This window comes from Bradyrhizobium sp., from assembly GCF_047605465.1.
Lineage (GTDB): Bacteria > Pseudomonadota > Alphaproteobacteria > Rhizobiales > Xanthobacteraceae > Bradyrhizobium.
In genome coordinates this window covers 49,175-74,067 of the sequence record NZ_JASGFS010000016.1, presented here as the reverse complement: position 1 = coordinate 74,067, position 24,893 = coordinate 49,175, and the positions used below count along the sequence as shown (strand labels likewise).

Genomic DNA, 24,893 nt, shown 5'->3' with positions numbered 1-24,893 from the left:
TTGCTGCCCGGCGCAAGTCCGGGCATGTGGCAGGGATCGAAAGGCGCTCCTGCGCCCCGGAATGATGGTCATCATATATTCCGACATGCGGAACAACGCCGCCCTCCCGCGAGGGCGGCGTTTTTGTTGAGGCCGTGCCGCGCTTTATTTTCCCCAAGGCCCGCCAACTTTGTGTACCAATGGCGCCAGGACGCTCCGTACCAATCGTCGAAAGGGAGAAAACAATGCGTGAAGCCGTCATCGTTTCCTATGCGCGCACGGGCCTGGCGAAGTCCGGCCGCGGCGGGTTCAACATCACGCCGCCGATGTCGCTGGCGGCCCACGCCATCCAGCACGCGGTCGACCGCGCCGGCGTCGAGAAGGACTATGTCGAGGATTGCTATCTCGGCAATTGCGCCCATGGCGCGCCGAATATCGGCCGTCAGGCCGCGCTGCTGGCCGGCCTGCCCAAGACCACGGCCGGCGTGTCGGTGAACCGCTTCTGCTCCTCGGGCCTGCAGACCATCGCGATGGCCGCGAACTCGATCCGCTCCGACGGCGCCGACTGCATCGTCGCCGGCGGCGTCGAGAGCATCTCGATTCCCGGCGGCCCCTCGCCGAAGGAATCGATCGATCCCGAACTGCTGAAGGTCGCGCCCGACATCTTCATGGCGATGATCGACACCGCCGACATCGTGGCCGAGCGCTACAAGCTCAGCCGCGAATATCAGGACGAGTTCTCGCTGGAGTCGCAGCGCCGCATGGCCGCCGCCCAGCAGGCGAACAAGTTCAAGGACGAGATCGTTCCGATGAAGACGAAGATGAAGGTCGTCGACAAGCAGACCAAGGCCGAGAGCATCGTCGACTACGTCGTCGATCGCGACGAGTGCAACCGGCCCGAGACCACGATGGAGGGCCTCGCCAAGCTCGAGCCCGTCAAGGGCCCCGGCAAGTTCGTCACCGCCGGCAATGCCAGCCAGCTCTCGGACGGCGCTGCCGCCGTGGTGCTGATGGAAGCCAAGGACGCCGAGAAGCGCGGCCTCAAGCCGCTCGGCCGCTTCGTCGCCTGGGCGACCGCCGGATGCGAGCCGGACGAGATGGGCATCGGCCCCGTCTTCGCGATCCCGAAGCTGCTCAAGCGCAACAACCTCAAGATCGACGACATCGATCTCTGGGAGCTCAACGAGGCCTTCGCCAGCCAGTGCCTGTATTGCCGCGACGAACTCGGCATCGATCCCGCCAAGTACAACGTCAACGGCGGCTCGATCGCGATCGGCCATCCCTTCGGCATGACCGGCGCCCGTCTCACCGGCCATCTTCTCCAGGAAGGCGCGCGCCGCAAGGCCAAGTGGGGCGTCGTGACCATGTGCATCGGCGGCGGCCAGGGCGGCGCCGGCCTGTTCGAGATCTATAGCTGAGAACCAGACTAGCGTGAATGCGAAAGGGCACGGCGGAAGCCGTGCCCTTTTTGCTTGGCGTTTTCTCGAGCCAGCCTGGCGTGAAGAGTGAGGGACCCGCCGCTCATCCGGTCGCCACCGTCATTCCGGGTTCGCGCCAAGAGGCGCGCCCCGGAATGACGATCGATCCGGATTGCTTGAGGCTCTACGCGCTCGCCAGCGCCGGCGCGAACACCACCTCGATCAGCGTGCCGGAATGGCCGGCATTCCTGATGTGGAACTGCGCGCGGTTGGCTTCGACCAGCGCCTTGGTCAGCGACAGGCTGAGCGCCGCGCTGTCCGAGGCATCGCCCGGGGGCGGGGTGCGGAACGGCTCCATCGCGGCCGCGACCTCCCGTTCGGACAGGCCATGGCCGGTGTCGCGGATGCGCAAGGCGACCTCGCCGCGGTCGGTCAGCGCGGTGGAGACGATGACCTGGCCGCCGGCGCTCGCGAGCCGGATCGAGTTGGAGATCAGGTTCATGGTGATCTGGCGCGAGGCGCGCGCATCGGCCAGCACCTGCGGAAGCGCATGGGCGAGCGAGGTGCGGATGATGATGCGCTCGCGGTTCGCCTGCGGCTGCATCACCACGACGCAGGCCTCGACGAGGTCGTTCAGGTTGAGGTTGGCGAAGTTGAGGTCGAGCTTGCCGGTCTCGATGCGCGAGAGCTCGAGCAGGTCGTCGATGATCGAGATCACGCGCTCGCCGGAGGCGCGGATGTCCTTCATGTACTCGCCGTAGCGCTCGTTGCCGAGCGCGCCGAAGCGCTCGTAGATCATCACCTCGGCGAAGCCGATGATGGCGTTCAGCGGCGTGCGGATCTCGTGGCTGATCCGCGCCAGCATGTCGGCCTTGGCGTTGGCGGCGCCGTCGGCGAGGCGCCGCGCCTGCTTCAGTTCGCTCTCGCCCTTCTTGCTCTGCGACAGGTCGCGGAACACGGCGAAGAAGTTCGGACCATCGGGCCGGGTGCGGCCCATGATCATCGCGAGCGGAATGACGCCGCCCTTCTTCTCGCGCCCCAGCACCTCGCGGCCATGGTCGAGCAGGCTGGCGATGTCCTGACCCTTGAGGCTGTCGAGATAGTCGATGACGACGGGCTGGCTCTCCGGCGCGAACAGGGTAACGAGATTCTGCTCGAGCAGCGCCTGCCCGTCATAGCCGAACAGCGCCTCGGCGCTGCGGTTGCAGGCGTGGATGTTGCCTTCGGCGTCGAACATCACGATGCCTTCGGCCGTGGTGTCCAGGATCGCGGCGAGATCCTCGGCATCGGCTTCGCCGGCGTCGAGCTCCGGCGCGGGCGGCGTGACGACGGGCTCGGCGACGGCAGGCGCGGCCTGCGGCAGCGCGCAGATCAGCGCGTGCGCGGATTCGCCGTTCCAGTCGATCGTGTGCAGATGCGCTTCCGTGGTCGCGAGCGGATGCTCGCCGTTGGGCTGCGTCGCGCTGATCGTGACCGGCGTGCCGGCCTGCGACGTGCTGCTTGCCGCCGAGACGCCGGGCTCGACATAGAGCGCGTCCAGCCCGCCGGCATCCTCCAGCGCGCTCAGGCTGGCATGGCCCATGCGTGCGAGGAACGCGGGGTTGGCGTAGAGCAGGCGGTCGAGGCGGTAGATCAGGATGCCGGTCGGCAGCAGGTCGAGCAGCGTGCGGTCGCGCGCGCTGTCGCCGCGTGCGGGCGGCGCAGGTTCGGTCAGCCATTGCGCCGGTGCGTGCGGTGCCTCCGGCTCGGTCGGTGTCGGCTCCGGCGTGATCTCGCCGGCGGCGGGCTCCGATGTTGCGGCGGCAAGCGTCTCGCGCTCGCGTTCGAGCCGTTCGGACAATTGCCGGGCAAGCTCGTTGAAGGCGCTGTTCTCGACCGGGGTCAGCGTCGGTGGCCGCGCATCGCCGGGGGCGCGGAACGGCACGACATTGGGAGGCGTTTCCACGGGTGTTTCCAGATCGGTTGGGTGTGAATTCGCTTCGGTGACGGGTTCGGGCAGGTCAGGTTTAGGTTCAGGTTCGATTTCAGGTTCGGGAGCGGGCGGCTCGTGTTCGGGAGGCTTTGCAGCGGTCTCGGCCTCCGGCTCCGGTCCCGGGACATCGGCGGACAGCGCCACCGGCACGGGCGGTTCGGCGAACAGCTCGAAGCGGCGCAGCGCTTCGAGCCGGTTGAGGCCGTCGAGATCGCGGCAGACGCCGAAGCCCTTGAAGCCCGCGAAATTGCGCCCGCCGTCATAGACCGGCAGGCCCGCGAGTTCGACCGGCAGATGCTCGCCGCCATCGGCGGGCCAGTTCACCGTGATCCCGGCCCAGGTGTCCTGCGTGGCGAGGGCCTCGGCGACGCGCCCGTCCGGATCGAGCGCGAACTCGTCGGCGATCTCGCGCCAGGGTCGGCCGAAACCGGCCGCGGTGTGCGCGCCCATCAGGCGGATGAACTCGTCGGAGCCGAGCACGAAGCGCCCCTCCGCATCCATCTGCCAGAGGAAGCGCAGCGGAGTCTGGCGCGGCGCGGGCGGCTGCGCATGTTCCGGCGGCGGCTCGACCATGCCGGTCGTCATCGGCGCGGCCTGCGGCGATACGATGGCTGATGGCGGGTTTTCAACCGGCGTTTGCGGCGCGGCGTCGATCGGTTCGAGAGCGGATTGTTCGATCGCGTCGTCAACCGCATCCTGGATCGCGGCGATGTCGGTCGCGGGCTCGCTCGCGGGCGGCGCAGTCTCGATCGCCGCCACCGGCGCGGATGTCTCGACCGGCGCGGGCGTCGCCGCCGGCTCGGCGAAGGCATCGAACAATGCAAAGGGAGACGGCGCTTCGCGCGATGGCGCGGGCGGCGCATGATCGTTCGCCGCGGCCGGAGCCGCGGGCGGCGGCACATCGGACGCGGGCCGCGTGTCCGCGCGCGCGGCGGGCTCGGCGATATCCGGCGGGGCGCTTGTCGTCGCCTGCGCGGCACTCGCCGTCGCCTGCGCGGCGCTTGCCGTCGCCTGCGCGGCATCCGTTGTCGCCGTCGCTGCCTGCTGCGCGGCAGGCTCGATCATCGCGATCAGTCCGATATCGGCGCCATGGCCGACCCGCTGCAGCACCATCTGGCCGATGCCGATCGGCGTCTCGACGCGGCCGTTGGCGAGCGCGTCGCTGCGCGCCTGGTCGAGCCCGGCCTCGCCGAGATCGCGGAAGCCGAGCAGCGGGCGCGCGGCCTCGCTGGCGCCGACGAACAGGCCGTCGGGCGCGAACGCCGCCATCGGCACCTTCGCGCCGTCGACGAGGCGATGCAGCCGCTCGACCAGCGGCATGGTGCGCCCGGTCGGATCCAGCGCGGTGACGAGAACACCCTGGCTGCCGTCGGGAAATGCGAGCCGCGCGCAGGCACAGGTCATCATGGCGCCGAGCGCCGCGCCGAAGCCGCGCAGCCGCTCCAGCCTGACGGCGTCTCCGGCGGGAAGGCGGCGGCCGAGCTGCGCGACCTGGCGGCGATGGGGATCGGCGGGGCCGAACGTCCGGGCCGCGAGCGCCGCGGCATGGGCCGCACCGAAGAATTTCGCGCCGACCGGATTGGCCCACAGCACGCGGGCGCCGTCGAGCGACCAGAGCCAGGCGGGCAGCGGAGAGGTCGCATGCACGGCCAGCCGCGGGTCGCCCACGCCTTGCAACTGGAAATCCGAACTCGTCATCCGACCGGCTTGCTTCTGGCTGTCACGTATCGCGCCTGGGGCTGCCGGGAATGACAGCCTTAAGAAAGGGTTAGTATCGCCCGGGGGCACGGGCAGGTCCACGTCCCGGTCCCTCGGGGGCGGCCTTAAGCCGCGATAACCTTAATGTGGCCGAACCCGCAAGCCCGCGCCAGCGTTGCACCCGGGATTCGCGAAAGCGGCGGCTGGCGTCACATCCGCAATACCCGGCGCTGCTAGCCTTGCGGCGGGCGCCCCGCAGGGACAGCGGCGCGGCCGGGACAAGCGAAGCCGGGACAGGCAACAGGAGTGGCAGGCATGACCGATCAGGCCCATGAGCGTTTCGAGATTCCGCCGGAGATGCGATCCATGGCGGAATCGAGCTTCAAACAGGCGCGCGAGGCATTCGAGAAGCTGCTTGCCAACGCCGAGGCCGCCGCGGGCTCGATCGGCGAGCACGGCGCGACCATGCGGGCCGGCGCCCGGGACATCAGCACCCGCGCGATCGCCTTCGCCGAAGCCAATGTGCAGTCCTCGCTCGATTATGCCCAGTCGCTGGTGCACGCCCGGGACATCTCCGAGGTCATGCGCCTGCACGGCGAATATGTGCAGGCCCAGATGCGCAGCCTCGCGGCGCAGGCCAGCGAAATGGGCCAGATCGTCAGCCGCGCCGCGCTGGACGCGACCAAGCCCCGGCACTAGCCCCCGGGGCTGGCCGCCAGGGCATTTAGCTCCCAGGGCACGAACCCCGTCGGCACCAGCCCCAGGCAACCGCCCCGGGCACCATCCCTCGCGGCACCAGCCCCGAGGGCACCAACCCTCCTCGTCATTCCGGGGCGCGACGTAGTCGCGAACCCGGAAGTCCATTGCTCCACCGTGCCCGCACCGCCGTGGAGTCCGGGCGCGCCGCGCGCCCCGGAATGACGGCAATGGGACTGCCGGAACGCCCCACTTCCAGCCCTCGCGGCGATCTCACCTCTCACCCCTCATGGTGAGGAGCCCGCGAAAGCGGGCGTCTCGAACCATGCAGGCCGGCCCTCCGCCCATCACCAGGCACCTGCAACCACGGGTTCCCCCGCAGCGGAACCTCATCCTGCCCGCGATTAATTTATCGCGCCGCACCCCACATTGCATTGCGATGCACAATGTTGACATGTTAGGCAGCGATAGTGCTGGGCGCTGGGCGAGCCATCTCGTTGTTTCGCGTTTCCAGTCTTCGTACCCGCCGAATTCCAAGGCCCGGATTGGGGCCGGGCGGGCGCGCCGGAAGGCTCACTCCATTTTTCCATTATCGTGAGGACAACCATGACAGGTGCGACTGATCCCTTCTCCGCCTCGATCATTCCGTTCGAGGTCCCGGAGCAGATGCGTGCGTTCGCCGAGAAGGGCGTTTCGCAGGCCCGCGAGAGCTACGCCAAGTTCAAGGATGCTGCCGAGAGCCAGAACGGCACCATCGAAGCCGTGTTCACCTCCGCCTCCAAGGGCGCGAGCGAGTACACCGCCAAGGTGATGGAATTCATGAAGGCCAACACCAGCGCTCATCTGGACTTCGCCCAGGAGCTGCTCGGCATCAAGTCGCCGTCGGAGGCGATGGAGCTGTGGACCGGCCATGCCCGCAAGCAGATCGAGACGTTCCAGGCCCAGGCCAAGGAGCTCGTCGAGATCGGCCAGCGCGTCGCCGCCGAGACCGCCGAGCCGATCAAGGCCTCGGCCTCGAAGTTCTACAAGCCCGCCGCCTGAGCGGCCGGAGCGTTCGATCAGGAAACCCGGGCCGCAGGGCCCGGGTTTTGCTTTGGAAATAACGTTGACCAAGGGACGATTCGAAGGGATTGCGGCCTTGCCAAAGCAGGCCGTTGCACCTAGTTTCCGCCCCGTCCAGCCCCCCTCGGTGACCAGCCTGTCCAAGGCGCCCCCGGGCGGCTCGCAAGGATGCAGTTGTAGCTCAGTTGGTTAGAGCGCCTGTCTGTGGAACAGGAGGTCGGTGGTTCGAGCCCACCCAACTGTACCAGCAAAATCAATGACCTAGATTGTATACGTGCGACGGCCAAAGGTCGCTAGCTACCACCTAGCTACCACGGCAATCAAAACGCGCGATCGGAGTGAAATTTGCTCGGACGGGGCGGAGTTCAAAAATCCGCTTAAGCGACCTGCAAAGTACGTCTCTCCTGGCAGGATGATGTGGTTCAAGAGGTGATGCGAGAAATCCATATCTCTCGGGTGACTACCAAGCGTCATGGCGCGAAAGTGCGTTTGCGAACTCGGCCCTGTCACGCTGAAACAGGAGTTTAATTTCGGAGAGGTCACATCCGTCGGGCAAAAACCAGCGGAGACTGCGAGCTGCGTGCGAATAAGAACATAACGCGACGGCCATTGCTGCAGATCGAACCGAGGGAACTCGCTCTTGTCCTCCAGTTTTTATTCTTCGTCACATCTTGAGAGGCATGCGGGAGAAGCGCAGCCCACCGGCTTTTATCACAACCTCAATCGCTGTAGGTATTCCTAGACTGCTGTAATTGCTGGAATTCCACTCTGCGCTGTGTACTCTCGAGGCGCGATGTCTGCAACCGGGTGTCGCGTCGCAGCGAAACGACGCGACGGGCCATAACGGACCGTCATGGATTGCTTGGGCGGCGAGCCAGGAAATAAAGGCCAATGGCCACTGGCAACCCGAGCAGAAACCACTACGCGGCCTCCCATGTCCCGTCGCCCAGCAGTGCGAAGATCAATCCGAAAGCAGACGCGGCGGCTATGGTGGCCGGCCAGCGATAGATAGCCGATAGGCTACGCGCGATCGAACGTACGCGTTGCATCAAGCGCTCCGGGCGCGTTCGACGTTGAACACGCGTTCGGGCTGTCTCACCCCGTTTCGGACGCCGCTTTGCCCCAAAGATGAAGGCTCGTGATCAGAACCATTATCGTGTAAATGTCCCAGTGCGGCCTACACGATCTTGAACGGCGTTCTGCCACAGTCATCGAAATGGAGCTGCTGCGACAGAAGCAGGATCCGCAACGTACCACGGCATGTCGCGCGTATCGGTGAAGGATCCATCGCTCGCATCGATGAGCACGGGCTCGAGCAGCTCCCGCGCATGAAAATGGCATAGTGACTCTTGCTGGAGAACATCGAGCCGGGGTACGCGACGAACGACGGCGTCATGCTCGGCAGTTTCGCTTGTGCCGATGCGAAGGCCGCCTCGACGAAGGCGAGCTTTGCCGGGCGCGGGCGGTCGCCATGTTCGCCGACCATCTCTGCGAGCTGGCCATATTGCCACGCCTTGACGAGCAGATCAGCCCACGTGTTCAGCACTCCCGTCGATCCGACAACAAAGATCCACAGAATGGTGACGGCACCAAGTAGATTATGGACGTCGAGCCATGTGGCCAGTCGCGATCGGTTGTGCCTAAACTGATCTTGCGCATCGCCGGTCCATACACAACGACGCCTGAGACGACGGCGACGAGAAACGGCACGCCCATCACACCGCGGAACAGTTTGCCTGGTAAGCCCAGAAGCAGCTTGGCGTGAAGTAACGTGTCGCCTATGACGACTAGGGCGCGGACAATGGGGGAATATGTTCTCTGGCAGCCATCAGCTCTCAAGCGACATCCGGGCAGAGGCGCGCATTCGGATTGGCGGCCGCATCGTCGTTGACCAGCTTCTTGTCAGTCTGTGACCGTGCTGTCATCGACGGAAATGCGCCCGTGTCGAAGAGTAGGAACCGCTGTGGTGCTACTGCGTTTTCCGCCGAGCAAGAGGGGCGCCGACTTGACGCGGAGGCAATGTTTTGGAGATGGCCAGTTTGGTTCCCGCCGGCCCTAAAACGCTATTGCACCCCATTTTCATCGGCGCTGGGGCGACCCTGCTGATTACCGCGTCGGTTGGCGACATCATGTATTGGGAAACATCGAACTGGCAGTGGGCCAACATGTCGTCGTGGCTGATTGTTGGGGGCTTGATCATGGCTCTCCTCGCCACGATTGTCCTGATCATCGATTTTCTGACCGGCCGCGCCGCGCGGATAAATTGGCTCTCCTTCTTGCTCGTTGCGGCGGCCGCTTCTCTCTCTCTCTTGAATATTTTCATCCACAGCCGCGATGCGTGGACCTCGGTCGTGCCGCAGGGAATCACGATCTCCGCGATCGTGACGATTCTGCTGCTGATGGCCGCCTTCAACGGATGGAAGGTGACTACGGTTCGAATGCCCGCGGCCGGAGACCGCCCGTGATCCGTTCGACTCTGCAGACTTTGCCGGCCATCTGCGCCCTGTTCGCACTGTCCGCCTGTGGCGACCAGGGCGGTGATCCCGTGCGGCAATACGGATCGGATCCCTATCTGCCGGAGCCTCGAAACTATCTGTTGCCGCCCATGAAAGTCCCCAAGGAAGTTGGCTGGAAGCCGGGGGAGACTCCGACTGCTGCCGGAGGATTAAAAGTTCAGGCGATGGCGACGGGGCTGATGCATCCTCGCATCGTCTATCCTTTGCCGAACGGCGACATCCTGGTCGTCGAAGGTAACAGTCCCGGCACCACAGCTTTCCGGCCCAAGGACTTCATCCAAGGCAAGGTGAAAGCAAAAGCAGGAACTGCCGCCAAGGGAGGCAACCGCATCACACTACTTCGGGACGCCGACGGCGATGGAATGCCGGAAGAGCAGACGGTTCTCGTCGACCACCTTCACTCGCCCTATGGCGTGGCGTATGTAGGCGGGATGCTCTATGTTGCCAACACGGACGCGATCATAGCGTTCAAGTACTCGCTCGGGCAGACCAAGATCACGGAGCCGGGTACGAAACTTGCGGAACTTCCGGCCGGCCCGATAGATCACCACTGGACCAAAGCGATGGTTGCAAGCCAGGATGGGTCCAAGCTCTATGTCGGCGTCGGGTCCAACAGCAACATCACCGAAAACGGCTTCGACGCCGAAGAGGGGCGTGCCGCGATTTATCAGGTTGACCGCGAGACCGGCGCGAAGCGCATTTTTGCGTCGGGTACGCGCAATCCGACCAATCTAGCGGTCGATCCCGAAACAGGCCGGCTGTTCGCGGTGGTCAATGAGCGGGACGAAATCGGACCGGACCTAGTCCCGGACTATCTCACCATGGTCCAAGAGGGCGCTTTCTACGGCTGGCCTTACAGCTACTGGGGCCAGCATGTGGACGTCCGCGTCCATCCGCAGCGACCCGATCTGGTGGCCAAGGCGATCAAGCCCGACTACGGTCTAAGTTCACATGTGGCGGCCCTCGGCCTCGCATTCACCAAAGGCGAAACGCTGTCACCTGAGTTTAGGAGCGGCATTTTCGTCGGGGAGCACGGCAGTTGGAATCGTGCACCGGTTAATGGGTACCAGGTGGTTTTCGTGCCGCTGGTGAATGGCCGGCCGGAGGGCAAACCCGTCCCGGTCGTCACCGGATTTCTCGGCAGTGACAACGATACGGTCCGCGGTCGCCCCGTGGGCGTTGCGCTTGACCGCACAGGCGCCCTGCTGGTCGCCGACGACACTGGCAATACCGTGTGGCGCGTAAGCGCGGACCAAAAGAAGCCCTAGCCAAGACACTGGCACAGCGTTGCTTCCCCGAGGTCCATCCGATGGCCGTGCCGGTGATCCTGACGGTGCGACGAGGTCGAGACCTGGATGAACGCCCCAGCTGATGAGCCCTAAAGCTGCGGCGCGACGCAGAGTCCTGACGGGCGCAGTAGGAGAGGTTCTGCCCTGCCGATTGCGAATCCCTGCTCCGTGATACCGCTAGGATCGAAACGCTGTGCGGAGGGATTCGTTCCTGCGGGAGCGACATCGATGATAACGAGGAACGACAGCCTGCGATTCGAACGCTGCGTGCATGGGCGATACGTGTCCTGCAGGAAGCAGGCTCCATCCACGGAGCACGGGTGGGCGAAGGACCGGGCCGACCCGCACGCGCGGGAGCACGCCTTCGATGTGGCTCGCGAGGACCCCCCGTCCGGGCTATCGCCGGACCAGGCCGTTGCCGAGGTCCGCGAGGTTCTCGACTCGGTCGGCGACACGTGCCCCGAGTGCGAATAGGAACGCCTTGAGACTGAGTGGAGATCGTAGGATCCGTTCCGGCGACGGGCCGTGAGAGGCCTTTTCCGGCCTGTCTCCGCCCGACCGTGGTTGTAACAAAAAGCGGCCCGCCTTGGGCGGGCCGCTTGATCCTCACCTAACTCCGGTGCCGTAGAGTTGGCGCTCTCTCCGGACCTCCTCCGCGCCGTAAGGCTGTGCCGATGGATCGTAAGTCTTCCATCCCGCCTTGTGCCAAGCCGCACTGCGGTCGCGCAGATTGACGGCGGACTGATCGAGGATCGCTTCATATCGTGCGCGATCCGCGTCAGGAACGCGGGCCGAAACCAGGGTACCGCCACGTCGCACGCCTTCGGCGTAAAGCGGTGCGTCCTCGTTAGACACACCAGCCTGGGTCAATGCCCCGACCACGCCACCCGTGGCACCGCCGGCGGCGGCGCCAAGCGCGGTGGAAGCCAGCCATCCGGCGGCGACGACCGGACCAAGGCCCGGAATAGCCAACAGACCGAGACCGGCGAGTAGGCCGGCGGCACCGCCTAGTCCTGCGCCGACGCCCGCCCCCGCAACCGCACCTTCGGCACGATCGTCGACTCCGTCGCGGTCACGATCGACCTTCTTGTCGCTGCCATACCAGTTTTCGGAATTGTTGGCGACGATGCTCAGGTCGGAATGCGGCACGCCGGCCGTCTCCAGGCTGGTCACCGCGCGCTGCGCATCGGAATATTTGTCATAGAGACGTGAAATCGTGACGGTCATTTTTGAATCCTTATCCATTGTCTCGCTGCTGCGATCGGTCACTTGGCGGCGTTCACGTTGCCCTGAAAATCGAGGCTGACCTCGGTCGAGGCGCCGCCCTTGCTGGCCTTGCCGCGCCAGACGCCGTTCTCGTCCTTCTTCAGAGAAGTGACGTCGGCGTAGCCGGCTTCCTCGATCTTCGATTTGGCCTGGCTCTCGGTGAAGCTGTTGGCACCGGAAACCGGCCTATCGGAATTGTTCTGACCCGAGCTGTTGACAGCGCTGTTGTTGGGCCGATCCGTCGCCGGCGGGTTCTGCGCGAACGACGGAGCAGTCAGAAGCGACGTAGCCGTCAACAGCAGAAGAAAAGTCTTGTTCATGTCGTCCTCCAGTAGTGGACCGACACAACATGTCGAGAAGTCCGAAGTTCCATCGTTCTCCGACAAGCAACCGGGCAGTCGACGGACAGGATCAGAAAGGCGCATTCAGGTGCCGGCATTCAACGCTTAAGCACATTCGGTCCCGTTCCGGTCTCTTATGGCTTGAGCGAGAGTACGATTTTTCCCCTTGCGCGTTTGCTCTCCAGACGGCGGAAGGCATCCGACAGCTGCTCAAAAGGAAATATTTCGTCGATGACCGGCTTGATGGCGCCGGCGTCGACCAGACGGGCAACGTCGGCGAGTTGCGCGCCATTCGATGCTGTGAGGAATCGGTAGTAGCCGACCCCGGTCTGTCTGCTGGCCGCGAATACGCGTCGCGACAGGAAACGCATGACGAGGCGGACGAATACGTTGGCGCCGAGGTCATCGCACCAGCCCCGTTGCGTTTCCGGGCCAATTCGCCAGAAGCGCTTCCGTCGTGACGCATTCGACCTGCTGCCCGAACCGGTTCATGTAGATGTTCATCATGTTGTCGTGCGTCTCGTCTGCGGAGCTGCAGAGCGCATCCGTCGCGAGAACGACCCGAAATCCCCAGTCGACCGCGCCCAGCACGGTCGTCAGAACGCAGACGTCGGTCTCGCCGCCGGTGACGATGATCGTATCGACCGCGGCCTCACGCAGCCGGGCGTGCAGGTCGCTTCCCGTCCATGGCGAATAGACGTACTTGTCGAAGGTGCGGGCCGGCGGCACGAAATGCGCGAGGTCCGGGACGAGATCGACCATCTCCGAGCCCAGTTCATCGATGGTCATGGAACTCCAGCGCTCGTAGTAGTGCCGCCACATGCCCACACCTTGGCCAGGCGCTCTCGCCGGGATGAAGCGGGTGAAGAGGGCACGCTCCGGATTGGCCGCTGCGATTTTTACGATGTTCGGCAGCACACGTGGCAGCCAGGGCATCTTCCAGTCCGTGGCTTCCGCGAACATGCGCTGCATATCGACGCAGATATGGATTGCATTGGCGCCCGGAGGCCCGTAGGTCAGGTCACCTTCTTTCGCCATGACTCTTTCCTCGAACGATGGCCGCGATCGGGAGACCGGGTCGCTTTCCCCGCACCGGCGACAGGTCGCGGATCTTGCATCCGAGCACGATGCCCGCGAGGGTCGCCCCGACCAGGTTCGAGCCGACGATGACCCAGTCGCCCTGCACGATGCCGTAGACGATCCAAAGGGAGAGGCCGAGCGTCAACGAGGTGAGCATGGCCAGCGACAGGTCCGCCGTAGACCCGCGAGGCCAGGCCTTCTGGACCTGGGGGACGTAAGACAACGAGGCGAGAAAGGCGGCGATGCCGCCGATGTATGGGGCGAGTGTCGTCACTGGGCGGAAACGACGGGCCGGCTTCCGCCGTTCCTATTTCGGAGCCTAGCCGGCCCGCTTGAGCACCTCGACCTTGGCGCTCTCGATCTCCTCGTCGGGGGCCTCCTCGATGCCGGCGATCTCGTTGCGTGCGTTCTTGGTGGCGAGGATCAGCTCGTCGAGCTTCAGCTGCAGCGCGAGGGTGTCGCGGTTCTGGGTGGCCTGGATAAGGAACACCATGAGGAAGGTCACGATGGTCGTGCCGGTGTTGATGACCAGCTTCCAAGTGTCGCTGAAGCCGAACAGCGGACCCGTTACCGCCCAGATCACCACGACGGCGACGGCGAGCAGGAAGGTTGCCGGCCGACCGGAGATCCGCGAGGTTGCCACTGCGAGACGGGCGAACCAGTCGCCCTTGGCTTGTGAAGTCGACGAAGCATTCCCGACCGGCAGGTTGGCGCGCATTTTCCTGGTCTCCTCTGGGCTACTTCGGCTCGAGCTTGAGCGGAGGATCGGTGGGCAGAACCTTGGCGCCGGCTTGGGATGCCGCTTGCTCGGTCGTGACGCCGGAATCGGCGTGAACTGCGCCGGAGTGCTTTTCGCCGATCAGCAGATAGCCGGCGACGAGACATGCTGCGATCGCGGTCCCGCTCGCTATCAGCCAATGCGCACTTCGCTTCTTCCGCACGATGCCTCCGATCGCTTTCCAATGCCGATGGCGAGCCCCGGGTTCCATGACAGCCGGATGAACCTGGAACTCCGTCGAACGTTGTGGTGGCAAGTGCAATTCGAACGAGGCACTGCGGGTACCGCAGATTGCCGCTGCGGACGAGGTGATGGCTGTTTTGACCGTAAAGCCGACGAAGGCGGACGTGCAGATCGCGCGGACGGTGGCGCGCAACACCAACCATCGCGCGGAGATCGTCTCGCGCGGTCTGACCTGGGGCGCCGATGAGAAGATCCTCATGGCCTTGGCGCTTGTCGGCTGGATTGCGTCGCGAGGTAGATCTGAACAGCTCCAACGTGCTGGCAATCACGCGCTGCTGGTCACGGTCGCGGCCTCGCTGCTTCCGCACGGTCTAAAGGCGGTGTTCGACCAGACCCGCCCGGACCGCAAGACGGTTCTCGGCCATGTGCACGGCGTCTCCTTCTCCGGAAAGAGAGAGGATGCCTTCCCGTCGGGGCACGCCCTGCACATGGGCGCGCTGGCATCCGCTGCGGGCACGCTGCCGTCCGGTCCGCGGAGGGCGGTACGCGCGTTGGCCGTCGGCCTCTCTTTGACGCGCATCGTCGTGCTGGCGCACTGGGCCAGCGACGTCGTCGCGGGCTTCGTGCTCGGCGCTCTCATCGAGCGTCTGATGCGCTTCTGGACCGGCTATCCGCTATCGAAGGAGGAAGATCGTGCCGATTCTTGAAGACGTGAAGGAGTACGTTCAGCGCGCGACCGGCATGGGACGGCCAGGCAAGAAGGAAGCCGCCCGCCTGGCGCGGCCCAGGAAGCCTCACAAAGTCCGCTTCAAGGACGACGGTCTCATTCCGAACCATCCGCGGTGGCCGTTCGTGATCTATCGGGGCGCTGTCGAGCCCGCCGACGGCCACGATCCCGCGGTGGTCATGGAGGACCTCTTCGAAGCCAACGGCTGGGGAGAGACCTGGCGCGACGGCATCTACGACTACGTCCACTATCACTCCCGCATCCACGAGGTGCTGGGCATCGCCCGTGGCAAGGGCCGGGTGCGCTTCGGCGGCAACAAGGGCCGCATCTTCACGCTGAAGGCCGGCGACGTCGCAATCCTGCCGGCGGGGACCGGTCACCAATGCCTCTCGGCGGACGACGACTTCCTCGTCGTCGGTGCCTATCCGCCGGCCGGCACCTACGACGAATGCACGACAGTGGAGGACCGCCCGCGAGCGCTGAAGACGATCCCGAAGGTGCCGGTCCCGCGCAAGGATCCGGTGTATGGCGCGGATGGCCCGCTCGTGAAGCTCTGGAAGAAGCCGAAATGACCGAGTACGTCATCCGCTTCCTGGTCGGCGGGGCCGTGGTTTCGGCGTTCGCGATGCTGGGAGACGTGCTAAGGCCCAAGAGCTTCGCGGGCCTGTTCGGCGCCGCGCCGTCGGTGGCGCTCGCGACGCTTGGCATCGCGATCTGGAAGCATGGCGAATCTTATGCGGCGTCGCAGACCCTGTCTATGATGGCCGGCGCGATTGCGCTGGCGGTCTACAGCGTCGTCGTCTGCCAACTGTTGATGCGGGCGTGCCTGCGGGCGCTGCCGGCGACGCTGCTGTCGATCGCGGTTTGGTTCGCGGCCGCCTTCGGGCTCTGGTCGCTCGCGGGAGGCCACACATGACGACGCCGATCCGCGTTTCGCCATCTTCGTTGCGGGAGGGGCGCTGGTACGAGTATGTGGTCCGGTTCGCGCTCGGCGGAGCGGCGACGGTTTTCACCGGCCTCGCCAGCAGTCGCTACGGCGCCTCGGTCGGCGGTCTCTTTCTCGCGCTTCCGGCGATCTTCTGCGCAAGCGCGACGCTGATCGAGAAGCACGAGATCCGACGGAAGCACGAGGCAGGACTGGCCGGCGAGCGTCGCGGACGGGAGGCGGCCGCGCTGGACGCCGCAGGAACTGCCCTCGGGGCCTTCGATATGCTGGCTTTCGCAGCCGTATTCTGGCTGCTGGTCGAGCGCAGCGTCGCCGGCGCCTTTGCTGGCGCGTCCCTGGCGTGGCTGTGTGTGTCGGTGACGGCTTGGTTCATACGACGGAAGCTGCGGGTTGCTCGGCGTCCGCGTAAAGCTTGGGAAACGAGCGCCTCGGCGCAACCGCGAAGACGCTCGTTTTGATGGGCCGCATCAGGCCGCGCTGGAGGCCTTGGCGTTGACGCCCTTGCGCAGCGCCACCGTGTTGAGCTTGGTGTTCGCAGCCTTCTCCTCGTTGAGATTGGTGGTGAGGAAGCGCACGATCTCGTCGTGTCCGAGCTCCTCCGCCCAGGCGATCAGGGTGCCGTAGCGGCACATCTCGTAGTGCTCGACGGCCTGTGCGTTGGCGACGATTGCGGCGTCCAGCACAGCCTTGTCCTCGATCTCGCCGGCGGTCTCGTCCGCTTCCTTGATGATGCCGTCGATGGCCGGACACTTCGTTCCGCTGGGCTCCTTGCCGAGCTTCGCGAACGCCTTCTCGAGCCGCTCGACCTGCTTGTTGGTCTCCTCCAGATGGTTCTTCAGGCCCGTGACCAGGTCGCGGTTGGTGGCCTTGTCGATCATCTTCGGCAACGCTTTGAGGATCTGCTGCTCGGCGTAGTAGATGTCCTGCAGACCGTGGATTAGCAGGTCGTCCATGGTTTTGATGTCCTTGGTGAAGAGGCCCATAATCGATTTATCCTTTCGCAATGATGGCACATGAACGCATGCGGCTGGCCCGCGTTCCCGCCTGCGGCAACGGGGGCGGCCTTAGGAACTACGGCTTCGCCCTCGAGGTTTACCGGACGGGCCGCGCATCGGTGGCTTGTTCAGAGTTCAGAATGTCCGACACCGTCACGACTACCGGCATCGCCGCCCACGGCGCCTCCCGCTTGCCCTCCGTGGAGATCGACGGCTTCAACATCGAACTGAAGGACGACGAAGGATTCATCGGGGACCGCGCCAGCAAGGGCGCGTTCCGTGACATCCTCGAGAAGTGGCGCAAGCCGCTGCGCAAGACCGGCGAGGATCCCTTCGGCAAGGAGCCGACGGAGAAAATCGGCAAGAAACTGCTCGATGACATCCTTGTCGGCGACGACACCGAAGCGTCGGCCGTGGTCCACAGCGCGATCGAGGAATTCGCCCAGGAGCTGGCTTACGTCACGCGCCGCTTCCTGAAATCGAAAGCCTGGGAAAAGACCGAGCGCATCGTGGTCGGTGGCGGCTTTCGCGACAGCCGGCTCGGAGAACTCGCCATCGCCCGTACCGAGATCATCCTGCGGGCCGAAGATTTCAAGATCGACATGGTGCCGATCCGGCATCATCCGGACGACGCCGGTCTGATCGGAGCGCTGCACCTCGCGCCTTCGTGGATATTCGAGAGCCACGACTCGATACTGGCCGTAGACATCGGCGGTACAAATATCCGCTGTGGGGTCGTGGAGACCCGGCGCAAGAAGGCCGAGGATCTGTCCAAGGCGTGCGTCTGGATGTCCGAGCTCTGGCGTCATGCCGACGACGAGCGAGCCGCGAGCAGGCGGTCAAGCGCATGGTGAAGATGCTCAAGGACCTGCTCGCGAAGGCGGAAAAGGAAGGGCTCAGACTGGCGCCTTTCATCGAAGTCGCCTGCCCTGGCGTCACCGAGCGCGACGGGTCCATCGAGAAGGGCGCGCAGAACTTGCCGGGCAACTGGGAGAGCAGCAAGTTCAACCTCCCGGCCAGCCTGGTCGAAGGCATTCCCCAGATCGGCGAGCACGACACGGCCATCGTGATGCATAACGACGGCGTCGTGCAGGGGCTCTCGGAAGTGCCGTTCATGCAGGACGTCAAGCGCTGGGGTGTGCTGACGATCGGGACGGGTCTCGGAAACGCGCGGTTCACCAACCGCAGCAACGGAAAGGGCTGACCGAGCCGCTGTCCGGCAAGGCTACTTCTTTTTCTTCGGGACCTTCTTGCCCTTCTTGCGCGCCTTCGAGAGGCCGATCGCTATGGCCTGCTTGCGGCTCTTGACCTTGCCACCCTTGCCGGCCTTGCCGCTCTTCGCCTTGCCTTTCTTGTAGCGGCGCATCTCGCTTTTGACATCGCTGCTCGAACTCTTGGATGATTTCCGCTTCTTCGCTTTGCGCGCCATCTGCTTTTCCTTGGTCGAGTGAGCGGGCCTGCGACCGCCTCTGTGGTCGTTCGGGAAAATAGCGCGCTGAATGATTCGTTCCTCGTCGGAAACACGGTGACGGTCCGGGGCCTCTTGCGACTAAGAACGGCGATCTTCCTCCTCCGTTTTCACGGCGCGAGAAGGCAAGACGACATGCGATGTCATTCAAGACGAGATCTGCGCAAACGCGCGCGGGACCGCTGGAGACGGGACCGGCGGCTTGCGGAGGATGATCCCGAAGACCTGTTGGAGGATTGGATGGCAGCGTCGGGAGATGCCGCGGCGTCAGGCATGTGATCGCCGGCCCGAGGACTGCAGCGAAAAGTTCCTCCGAGGGCGCGAAATATACCGCTGGAATTTCGAATGCTTGGACCGCAAGCTACGGCCATGGGCCCTTTCATGGTGGTGCCGCCGCGCGCGGCTGCAGCTACCGGGCCAATGAGGACGCACCGACATGACGGAGCGGCACCGTTTCAAGCAGACGAAATCTCTCGAAGAGCGCCTCGCCGCCGAGGCCACTCGTCTTCGAGAGAAGGCCAGGGAAGCCTCGCCGGGTCTCGAGCGCGAGCAACTGCTGCGCAAAGCCCGGCAGGCGGAGACCGGATCGCACATGAGCGAATGGCTTCGCTCGCCGGGTCTGCAACCGCCGGAGTAGACACCTAGTTCACGCCCCGCTTCGCAGCAGTGACGTCCTTCACGGCCTTGACGATGTCGTCCGGATGATACGGCTTCTGCAGCATCAGGCTGCCGGCGACCGGGCGCGGTTTGACCGGAGAGAAGCCTGTAGCGCAGATCACCGGCAGGTGCGGATCGTGCTCCCGGCAGCTCTCGGCGATCTGCCAGCCGTCGATCTTTTCCGGGCAGGCCCAATGTCGGTGATGAGCACCTGCGCGATCCGGCGCTTGCACCATGCGAGCGCCTCTTCGCCGTCGGCGGCATGGATCACGTCGTAGCCTTCGTCGCGCAAGGCGTCGACCACGAATTGACGGATGAGGGGATCGTCCTCGACGACGAGTATGCGCACTTGCGACCTCAACGCTTCGATGTCCCCGCAAAAAGCAGAAACAGCCCAAACGTTGAGCAGTTCCGAAAAAATTCACATAGGTTAATCGGGAGGCGCCCGAAGCTCAGACCTTGAGGACAGGAGAGGGCATATCGATCCGCACGTGAAGTCCTACAGGTTTCCAGTCGTGAGCGATGCTGCCGCCGAGCCGCTCGATCGTGGTGTTCACCAGCAGCGAACCGAAGCCGGTGGCGGAGGACGCTTCGATCACGTCGGCGCCGTGCTCGCACCAGTCGATCCGGAGTACGTCCTTGTCGACTGTCCACGTGACGGCGAGGCCGCCGCCGTCGCATCCGAGCGCACCGTACTTTGCCGCATTTGTTGCGAGTTCATGGAAGACGAGCGCCAGATGGTCGCCTGCTCGCCGATCGCGAGTTCGGGGCCTTCCCCCGTTCGTGCGGACTGAGAATTTGCGCCAAAAGCTGGCCGAAACTCGTGACGGAAGCGGTCTCCGTGCCGAAGGAGCGCCGGATCAGACCGTTGGCTTGCGACAGCGCGTGCAGGCGGCCCGACAGGGTCTCGGCCAGTTCCTCCTTCGTCGCGGAATTGCGGGCGGTCATCCGGACCATGCTGTCGGCGACGCTGAACAGGTTCTTGATGCGGTGACTCATCTCGCGCATCAGCGTCTCCTGCTGCTGCAGGGCGAGATTGAGGCGCTGTTCGGTCTGGATCATGCGCAGCGCCATGCTGGCGAATGCCGACAGCTCGCCCATGACCCGGGCGTGCTCCTTGTCGAAGTGGCCGGCATCTTCGGCGACCAGCCACAAGGTTCCGATCGCATCGCCGCCCTTGACTGTGAGGGGGACCAGGAGGACTTCGGGCACCGTGATGCCGGCATCGCGGATCCAGTCGTACGCGCGCTCCGGCCGCTCCATCAGGATCGGCTCTGCGAAGTCGAGACAGATGCCGCAGGGGCTGAAGTTGCGCGGCGTGGTCGCGCCCTCGAAGGTGGACAACTCGCCGGCCAGCGCGAACCATCGGAATTGCCCGTTCTCCGGTTCGAGGATGCTGATGCCGGCGGAGCGAGCGCCGCAGATCTCCATGCCGAGCTTGACGAGGTGCGCGAGCACCTGGTCGGGGTGGTCGGAGATCACTTGGGCGAGATCCTGGATCGCGAGCTTCTCGCGCAGGAAGTCGGGCGCGGAAACCCGGCGGTCGGCGAGCCGGTCGGTGATGAACACGGCAGCGACCGGATCCGGAAGCTGTATGTGCGCGCGCATGGCGGACCTAAAGTGGTGAACAGCGGGGGCATCCTGCCACCGTGCCGGTTTTCGTTCCAGCGTGTTTCCAGCCGCGTCAGGCCGATAGTTCTTGCAGCCTAGGATTCCTTGGCGCGCGGCGAGGAAGAGAACTTCGTCTGCGAACTCGGCGCCTCGAGAAAGTTGTCCAAAGCCACGACGTTTTCCGCGGCCTTCGCCTGTCTCAGGAGGGCTGCGCGCTGGTCGCCTTCCGCGCTGCTCTCGGCTCGCCGGCGCGCCATGTCGGCCAATGTCTGAAGGCGCTCGGAGAGCGACGTCGTCTGCTTGAACCGTCGGCGCCGCTTTTTAGGTGCGTCATCCATGGTGACGGGATACCAGAGGTATGCTTTCGCCTGCTATAACGCACGTGAATCCCTGAGCCAGAAAGCTTGGTCGCCGCACATTGTAGCCTTCGGCACGATCAATGGCGGAGGCCGCGCCGACGGCGTAGGCGCCAACAAAGCCGGACGCTTTGGCGCCGTCCTCCGAGGATATCGCCGCGGGTTGCAACTCTGGAACCGGCGCGGAGCGTCAATCAACCCAGGTCCGCTCGCCGCACTTGCACTCGAACATGCGCACCGTGCGTCCGTCCTGTGGATTGAGCAGGATGCGAACGAGCTCGAACGCGCGACCGCAGCGAGAACACACCTTCGTCACCGCCGGCGCAGGTTCCGTTTTCCCATCTTGCAACGCGCTGCATCCTCCGCCGCCGAGATCTTTTCTCAGCACCTACGCTCTTCGGTCGACGTCCTCAATTGCCCGGAAGTTGCGTGGAGCAACTATTGACCTCTGCGGCCAAGGCATCCCGCTCGCGGCAGAGGTCGTCGACTCTCGCTCGCATGCGCGAGAGCAGGAGTCCTGCGGACGCCGTCGGTACGCCGGCCCGCTGCAGCATCCGAATCTCTCGCTCTTGCGCGCGGATCGAGCCGCGCATGCGGGTGATCTCGTTGCGGACCCAGTCAAGCTTCACAGCGTGCTGAGGTCCTCAGGCACGTCCCCGAATTTGCAAATCAGCCGGGGGTCGCTGAAGTCGCCGCTGACGGATCGCCTGTCCGCGAGAAGGCGATGGTCCCGGCATGGCTTGGCCTTTCGGGACAAGGACTCGGCCCGCATCATCGCGGCGTTGGCGCTCAAGTACTCGGTCGCCTCTCCGGCGGCCACGCCGTCGTCGGAGAAAACGAACGGTAGAGCCACGTAGTACGTCACGTCAGTCATCTTCCTCGTCCTTGCATTCGCGCGCCTTTGGCGGCCGATGGCCCGGTCGGCTGCAGCGTCTAGCTCGGCGATCGGTTCGACTAGAAACGGAATAGCGTTCACCAAGATTATGTTCCCTTTATGTTCTTTATAGTCAAGGGGGCCACCTCCAAATTCCCTTGGCGCAGCGGAGGCCGCCAAATGAATCTCGTGGACTGCCCCAGCGTGTCGGAACCGGCAGTCGACGTTCGTCTTGAATCCGAGCCGCACCGAACCGGAGTTCTGCATACATGGCCCCGCGCGCCAATTGGAAAGGCTTCCTGCGACTATCCCTCGTCACCTATCCCGTGGCGCTCTATCCGGCCACGTCCGAGTCCGAGAAGATCAGCTTCAACCAGCTGAACAAGCAGACCGGCCACCGGGTCAAGTACCTCAAGGTCGATGCCGACACGGGCGACGAGGTGCCGAACGAGGACATCGTGAAAGGGTACGAGGTTGAGAAGGGCCAATACATTGAGGTGACGAAGGAGGAGCTCGTGGAGGTCGCCCTGGAATCGACGCGGACCATCGAGATCGACGAGTTCGTCGACCGCAACGACATCGATCCCCGCTATTTGATCCGGCCCTACTATCTGCGTCCGGATGGCAAGGTCGGGCACGACGCCTTCGCCGTGATCCGCGAGACCATCAGAGAGATGGACAAGTTCGCGATCGGGCGCGTGGTGCTGACGAACCGCGAGCACATCATCGCGCTCGAAGCGCGCGACAAAGGCCTGATCGGCACGCTGCTGCGCTATCCCTACGAGGTGCGGGATCCGGCCGAATATTTCGACGACATCCAGGACGTGAAGGTCACCAAGGATATGCTCGACCTGGCCAAGCACATCGTGAATCAGAAGGCGGGCAGTTTCGAGCCCGACAAGTTCGAGGACCCATTACGAGACCGCGCTCGTCGACCTCATCAACCAGAAGCGCGCCGGCAAGGTCATCCGGCCTAATGAGCGGCCGAAGGGCGAGAACGTGGTCGACCTGATGGAGGCGCTTCGTAAGAGCGTCCGAGGCGCTGCGGCCGAAAGCAAGGCTCCGATGAAGCCCGCCAAAAAGACGAAGAAGGCAGCCGCCGGCCAGAAGGAAATGCTGATGTCCATCGCCGGCAAAAAGCCCGTGAAGGAGGCCGCTGCGAAGAAGCCGGCGGCGGGGGCCCGGCGGAAGTCGGCGTGAAGTATCCCGTGACACCGGACGGTCGCTACTTCGTAGTGCGCGGTCGCCTTTGGCGGATGGCAAACCCCGATCTCGAACAGACGAGCGAGATGGACTCGTGAAGGGCCTGATGACGGCCAGGCGAGCGGTCCGGGACGCGAAGGCCGCGAACGATCCGGATGCCGAAGCTGCCGCGCATCGCGCGGTCGATCGGGCCAAACGTGCGCTCGGCGAGCGTGGTCCTGCCTGGTGGAAGGGCGGCGCTCCGGACTACAATCGCCACATGGCGAAGAACACGCCGTACACTGCGTGGCACGCTCAGGCCTCGTCGCTCGGGGGTAGGCGCCAGCCATGCCCCGCAGGCTGAAGACCTACCAGACCTCGCTCGGCTTCTACGATCTCGCGATCGCCGCGCCATCGATGAAGGCGGCGTTGGAGGCATGGGACGCGGGCAGCAATCTTTTCCATCAGGGATTCGCCAAGGAGACCGAAGATCCTGACGTCGTCGCTGCGACGATGGCGAAGCCCGGCGTCGTGCTGAAGCGCCCGGCCGGATCGAGCGGTCGGTTCGGCGAGCATGCCGAATTGCCCGTCCTGGAAAGGGCCGGCACCCCGAAGAAGGGCCGCAGGACTGAGCGCAAGAAGCGTGCGGGCCCAAAGATTAGCGCCGAGGATGCCCGCAAGGCAGCTGCGGAATTCGATCGCGAGCGGAAGCGTCGCGATGCCGAACGCCGCAAGGAGGAGGCGGCGCGCGAGAAGGAGCGGGCCAAGCGCGAGAAGCTGGTTGCAAACGCTCAAGCGGCTCTCGACGAAGCCAAGGAAAAGCACGAGCGGCGAGCCCAGACCTTTGATGAGGAGCGGCGCGACCTCGAGAAGCGGATTGAGGCTGAGGACACCCGATGGGGCAGCGAGCGGGAGAAGTTGAAGGAGGCGCTGCGCCGCGCTCGGGAATAGCCGCCATTTCATGCGGTGATCCTACTCGTGCAGGCGCCTGAGTCAGACGATCATCGGACGAAAGTTACGCTCCGCCAGTGCGCTCTGCGATGAAGCGAATGACGAACTCGGATGCCGAGAGGGGAAAGAATCCGTAACCCACGGATGCCAGAAGCTTCCGATGAGCAGTCCTATCCGCTTCGCCTTCCCAAAGTTCGGCGTAAGCGGAGAGGATTTCGGTTTCGACCTGGTCTGCGGTGGCGACGAGGCGACGGAAGCTTTTCGCGGCCCGGGCGCTGCGGGCGTCGCGCGACCGCCCAGATTGCCAGAGCATGCTCGAGCATCTCGCGCAAAGTCTCGCGGACGATTTCGGCTTGCATGGGCACCCCGTCCGAAACGGCGGCATCATTTTTGATCCATCTCGGCCGATAGTTGCATTAACTTGGGTTGTGCGCAGCCAACATGCGGTCTGCGACTTTCGTGGAAGGCCGGGAACACCGGTGCCATCCGCCTGGTCAGATGTCGTCCGGAAGACACTCCGGGCAGGTGTCGCCGACGCTGTCGAGGACGTCGCGCATCTCGACGACGGCTGCGTCTGGGGTGACGCCTTGCGGCGGATGCTGGCGAGCGATGGCGAATGCTCGTTCGCGGGCGTGCGGGTCGGCCCGGTCCTTCGCCCAGCCGTGTTCTTCGCACTCGTGGATGGCGCCGGATTCCTGCAGCACCTTAGTCGCCCATACCCGCAGCGTGCGGATCGCCGGTCGTCGCTCCTTCGTCCTCAGCATCGAGATCGCTCCCATCTGGACGAATCCTTCCGCCCACCTTTTGGTTCCGGCGGATTAGCACGGGGCAGGGGATTCCCAGCAGGT

27 protein-coding genes, 1 tRNA gene and 6 pseudogenes are annotated in these 24,893 nt (G+C 64.5%); 16 read left to right on the top strand and 18 right to left on the bottom strand.

The window, feature by feature from the left end:
* The first annotated feature begins 224 nt into the window (after nt 1-224).
* Nucleotides 225-1,397, top strand: a complete 1,173-nt coding sequence (locus tag QM712_RS15640) for a thiolase family protein (RefSeq protein WP_415024001.1) — start codon at nt 225-227, stop codon at nt 1,395-1,397.
* 184 nt (nt 1,398-1,581) lie between these two features.
* On the opposite strand, the gene QM712_RS15635 is transcribed toward QM712_RS15640, so the two are convergent.
* Nucleotides 1,582-5,067, bottom strand: a complete 3,486-nt coding sequence (locus QM712_RS15635; protein ID WP_415024000.1) for a PAS domain-containing protein — start codon at nt 5,065-5,067, stop codon at nt 1,582-1,584.
* A gap of 315 nt (nt 5,068-5,382) precedes the next feature.
* On the opposite strand from QM712_RS15635, the gene QM712_RS15630 reads away from it, so the two are divergent.
* The 3 genes from QM712_RS15630 to QM712_RS15620 all read left to right on the top strand — a co-directional run bounded on the left by QM712_RS15630 (nt 5,383) and on the right by QM712_RS15620 (nt 7,072).
* Nucleotides 5,383-5,766 (top strand): phasin family protein, encoded by a 384-nt coding sequence (locus tag QM712_RS15630; RefSeq protein ID WP_415023999.1) that lies wholly within the window; start codon nt 5,383-5,385, stop codon nt 5,764-5,766.
* 603 nt (nt 5,767-6,369) lie between these two features.
* Entirely contained in the window at nt 6,370-6,804 is a 435-nt protein-coding gene (locus tag QM712_RS15625) for a phasin (protein ID WP_415023998.1), read from the top strand.
* Between the two features lie 191 nt (nt 6,805-6,995).
* A tRNA-His gene (locus QM712_RS15620) sits at nt 6,996-7,072 on the top strand.
* A 930-nt stretch (nt 7,073-8,002) separates the two neighbouring features.
* On the opposite strand, the gene QM712_RS15615 is transcribed toward QM712_RS15620, so the two are convergent.
* Nucleotides 8,003-8,638, bottom strand: a complete 636-nt coding sequence (locus tag QM712_RS15615) for a PepSY domain-containing protein (protein ID WP_415024049.1) — start codon at nt 8,636-8,638, stop codon at nt 8,003-8,005.
* Between the two features lie 217 nt (nt 8,639-8,855).
* Between QM712_RS15615 and QM712_RS15610 the strand changes: the two genes are divergently transcribed.
* The 3 genes and pseudogenes from QM712_RS15610 (at nt 8,856) to QM712_RS15600 (ending at nt 11,104) form a co-directional block, all read left to right on the top strand.
* Entirely contained in the window at nt 8,856-9,290 is a 435-nt protein-coding gene (locus QM712_RS15610; protein ID WP_415023997.1) for a DUF2231 domain-containing protein, read from the top strand.
* Nucleotides 9,290-10,609: a PQQ-dependent sugar dehydrogenase gene (locus tag QM712_RS15605; RefSeq protein WP_415024048.1), complete on the top strand. Its 1,320-nt coding sequence runs from the start codon at nt 9,290-9,292 to the stop codon at nt 10,607-10,609. Before QM712_RS15610 ends, QM712_RS15605 begins: the two co-directional genes overlap by 1 nt.
* A gap of 245 nt (nt 10,610-10,854) precedes the next feature.
* Nucleotides 10,855-11,104, top strand: a pseudogene (locus tag QM712_RS15600) (hypothetical protein).
* Between the two features lie 132 nt (nt 11,105-11,236).
* Here the strand turns inward: QM712_RS15600 and QM712_RS15595 are convergent.
* From QM712_RS15595 to QM712_RS15565, 7 genes are all read right to left on the bottom strand, one after another.
* A complete protein-coding gene (locus QM712_RS15595) occupies nt 11,237-11,857 on the bottom strand; it encodes a hypothetical protein (protein WP_415024047.1) in 621 nt (206 codons plus the stop codon).
* Nucleotides 11,858-11,895: 38 nt separating this feature from the next.
* On the bottom strand, nt 11,896-12,216 hold the full coding sequence (locus tag QM712_RS15590) for a hypothetical protein (RefSeq protein ID WP_415023996.1): 321 nt from the start codon (nt 12,214-12,216) through the stop codon (nt 11,896-11,898).
* 155 nt (nt 12,217-12,371) lie between these two features.
* Complete coding sequence (locus QM712_RS15585; RefSeq protein WP_415023995.1) at nt 12,372-12,608, bottom strand: zinc-binding dehydrogenase; 237 nt, start codon at nt 12,606-12,608, stop codon at nt 12,372-12,374.
* 31 nt (nt 12,609-12,639) lie between these two features.
* Entirely contained in the window at nt 12,640-13,275 is a 636-nt protein-coding gene (locus QM712_RS15580; protein ID WP_415023994.1) for a cysteine hydrolase family protein, read from the bottom strand.
* Nucleotides 13,259-13,591, bottom strand: coding sequence for a SemiSWEET family sugar transporter (locus QM712_RS15575; RefSeq protein WP_415023993.1), 333 nt, complete (start codon nt 13,589-13,591; stop codon nt 13,259-13,261). The genes QM712_RS15580 and QM712_RS15575 overlap by 17 nt, the downstream gene beginning before the upstream one ends.
* Nucleotides 13,592-13,636: 45 nt before the next feature.
* Nucleotides 13,637-14,035, bottom strand: coding sequence for a low affinity iron permease family protein (locus QM712_RS15570; RefSeq protein ID WP_415023992.1), 399 nt, complete (start codon nt 14,033-14,035; stop codon nt 13,637-13,639).
* A gap of 19 nt (nt 14,036-14,054) precedes the next feature.
* Complete coding sequence (locus QM712_RS15565; RefSeq protein WP_415023991.1) at nt 14,055-14,258, bottom strand: hypothetical protein; 204 nt, start codon at nt 14,256-14,258, stop codon at nt 14,055-14,057.
* A gap of 148 nt (nt 14,259-14,406) precedes the next feature.
* Between QM712_RS15565 and QM712_RS15560 the strand changes: the two genes are divergently transcribed.
* Genes QM712_RS15560 through QM712_RS15545 form a run of 4 tightly spaced genes read left to right on the top strand, consistent with a single transcriptional unit; the run spans nt 14,407 to nt 16,409 of the window.
* Nucleotides 14,407-14,985: a phosphatase PAP2 family protein gene (locus QM712_RS15560; protein ID WP_415023990.1), complete on the top strand. Its 579-nt coding sequence runs from the start codon at nt 14,407-14,409 to the stop codon at nt 14,983-14,985.
* Nucleotides 14,972-15,577 (top strand): cupin domain-containing protein, encoded by a 606-nt coding sequence (locus QM712_RS15555; protein WP_415023989.1) that lies wholly within the window; start codon nt 14,972-14,974, stop codon nt 15,575-15,577. The genes QM712_RS15560 and QM712_RS15555 overlap by 14 nt, the downstream gene beginning before the upstream one ends.
* Nucleotides 15,574-15,921 (top strand): DUF3147 family protein, encoded by a 348-nt coding sequence (locus QM712_RS15550; RefSeq protein ID WP_415023988.1) that lies wholly within the window; start codon nt 15,574-15,576, stop codon nt 15,919-15,921. Before QM712_RS15555 ends, QM712_RS15550 begins: the two co-directional genes overlap by 4 nt.
* Nucleotides 15,918-16,409 (top strand): hypothetical protein, encoded by a 492-nt coding sequence (locus tag QM712_RS15545; protein ID WP_415023987.1) that lies wholly within the window; start codon nt 15,918-15,920, stop codon nt 16,407-16,409. The genes QM712_RS15550 and QM712_RS15545 overlap by 4 nt, the downstream gene beginning before the upstream one ends.
* A 9-nt stretch (nt 16,410-16,418) precedes the next feature.
* Here the strand turns inward: QM712_RS15545 and QM712_RS15540 are convergent, their stop codons facing one another.
* Nucleotides 16,419-16,934, bottom strand: coding sequence for a ferritin-like domain-containing protein (locus tag QM712_RS15540; RefSeq protein ID WP_415023986.1), 516 nt, complete (start codon nt 16,932-16,934; stop codon nt 16,419-16,421).
* A 152-nt stretch (nt 16,935-17,086) separates the two neighbouring features.
* On the opposite strand from QM712_RS15540, the pseudogene QM712_RS15535 reads away from it, so the two are divergent.
* Nucleotides 17,087-18,150, top strand: a pseudogene (locus QM712_RS15535) (ROK family protein).
* A 30-nt stretch (nt 18,151-18,180) separates the two neighbouring features.
* Here the strand turns inward: QM712_RS15535 and QM712_RS15530 are convergent.
* Nucleotides 18,181-18,375 (bottom strand): annotated as a pseudogene (locus tag QM712_RS15530) (DUF6496 domain-containing protein); the annotation flags it as partial.
* A gap of 475 nt (nt 18,376-18,850) precedes the next feature.
* On the opposite strand from QM712_RS15530, the gene QM712_RS15525 reads away from it, so the two are divergent.
* Entirely contained in the window at nt 18,851-19,051 is a 201-nt protein-coding gene (locus tag QM712_RS15525; protein WP_415023985.1) for a hypothetical protein, read from the top strand.
* Between the two features lie 4 nt (nt 19,052-19,055).
* Here the strand turns inward: QM712_RS15525 and QM712_RS15520 are convergent, their stop codons facing one another.
* The 5 genes and pseudogenes from QM712_RS15520 to QM712_RS15500 form a co-directional block, all read right to left on the bottom strand.
* The gene (locus QM712_RS15520; protein WP_415024050.1) at nt 19,056-19,307 is read right to left on the bottom strand and encodes a hypothetical protein; all 252 of its coding nucleotides are present in this window, start codon (nt 19,305-19,307) and stop codon (nt 19,056-19,058) included.
* Between the two features lie 17 nt (nt 19,308-19,324).
* A pseudogene (locus tag QM712_RS15515) lies at nt 19,325-19,375 on the bottom strand (hypothetical protein); the annotation flags it as partial.
* Between the two features lie 148 nt (nt 19,376-19,523).
* Nucleotides 19,524-19,670, bottom strand: coding sequence for a hypothetical protein (locus tag QM712_RS15510; RefSeq protein WP_415023984.1), 147 nt, complete (start codon nt 19,668-19,670; stop codon nt 19,524-19,526).
* Nucleotides 19,671-19,788: 118 nt separating this feature from the next.
* Nucleotides 19,789-20,679 carry an HWE histidine kinase domain-containing protein gene (locus QM712_RS15505; RefSeq protein WP_415023983.1) on the bottom strand — a complete coding sequence of 297 codons (891 nt, stop codon included), beginning with the start codon at nt 20,677-20,679 and terminating at the stop codon, nt 19,789-19,791.
* 984 nt (nt 20,680-21,663) lie between these two features.
* Nucleotides 21,664-21,912 (bottom strand): annotated as a pseudogene (locus QM712_RS15500) (hypothetical protein).
* Nucleotides 21,913-22,181: 269 nt separating this feature from the next.
* Here QM712_RS15500 and QM712_RS15495 point away from each other — a divergent pair.
* The 3 genes and pseudogenes from QM712_RS15495 to QM712_RS15485 all read left to right on the top strand — a co-directional run bounded on the left by QM712_RS15495 (nt 22,182) and on the right by QM712_RS15485 (nt 24,045).
* Nucleotides 22,182-23,112: pseudogene (locus QM712_RS15495) on the top strand (Ku protein).
* 109 nt (nt 23,113-23,221) lie between these two features.
* On the top strand, nt 23,222-23,458 hold the full coding sequence (locus tag QM712_RS15490) for a hypothetical protein (protein WP_415023982.1): 237 nt from the start codon (nt 23,222-23,224) through the stop codon (nt 23,456-23,458).
* Nucleotides 23,443-24,045 (top strand): cell envelope biogenesis protein TolA, encoded by a 603-nt coding sequence (locus QM712_RS15485; protein WP_415023981.1) that lies wholly within the window; start codon nt 23,443-23,445, stop codon nt 24,043-24,045. The genes QM712_RS15490 and QM712_RS15485 overlap by 16 nt, the downstream gene beginning before the upstream one ends.
* A gap of 64 nt (nt 24,046-24,109) precedes the next feature.
* Here QM712_RS15485 and QM712_RS15480 read toward each other — a convergent pair whose 3' ends face one another.
* Together QM712_RS15480 and QM712_RS15475 are read right to left on the bottom strand one after the other, a co-directional pair.
* Nucleotides 24,110-24,358, bottom strand: coding sequence for a hypothetical protein (locus tag QM712_RS15480; RefSeq protein WP_415023980.1), 249 nt, complete (start codon nt 24,356-24,358; stop codon nt 24,110-24,112).
* 181 nt (nt 24,359-24,539) lie between these two features.
* Complete coding sequence (locus QM712_RS15475) at nt 24,540-24,809, bottom strand: hypothetical protein (protein WP_415024046.1); 270 nt, start codon at nt 24,807-24,809, stop codon at nt 24,540-24,542.
* Nucleotides 24,810-24,893: the final 84 nt, after the last annotated feature.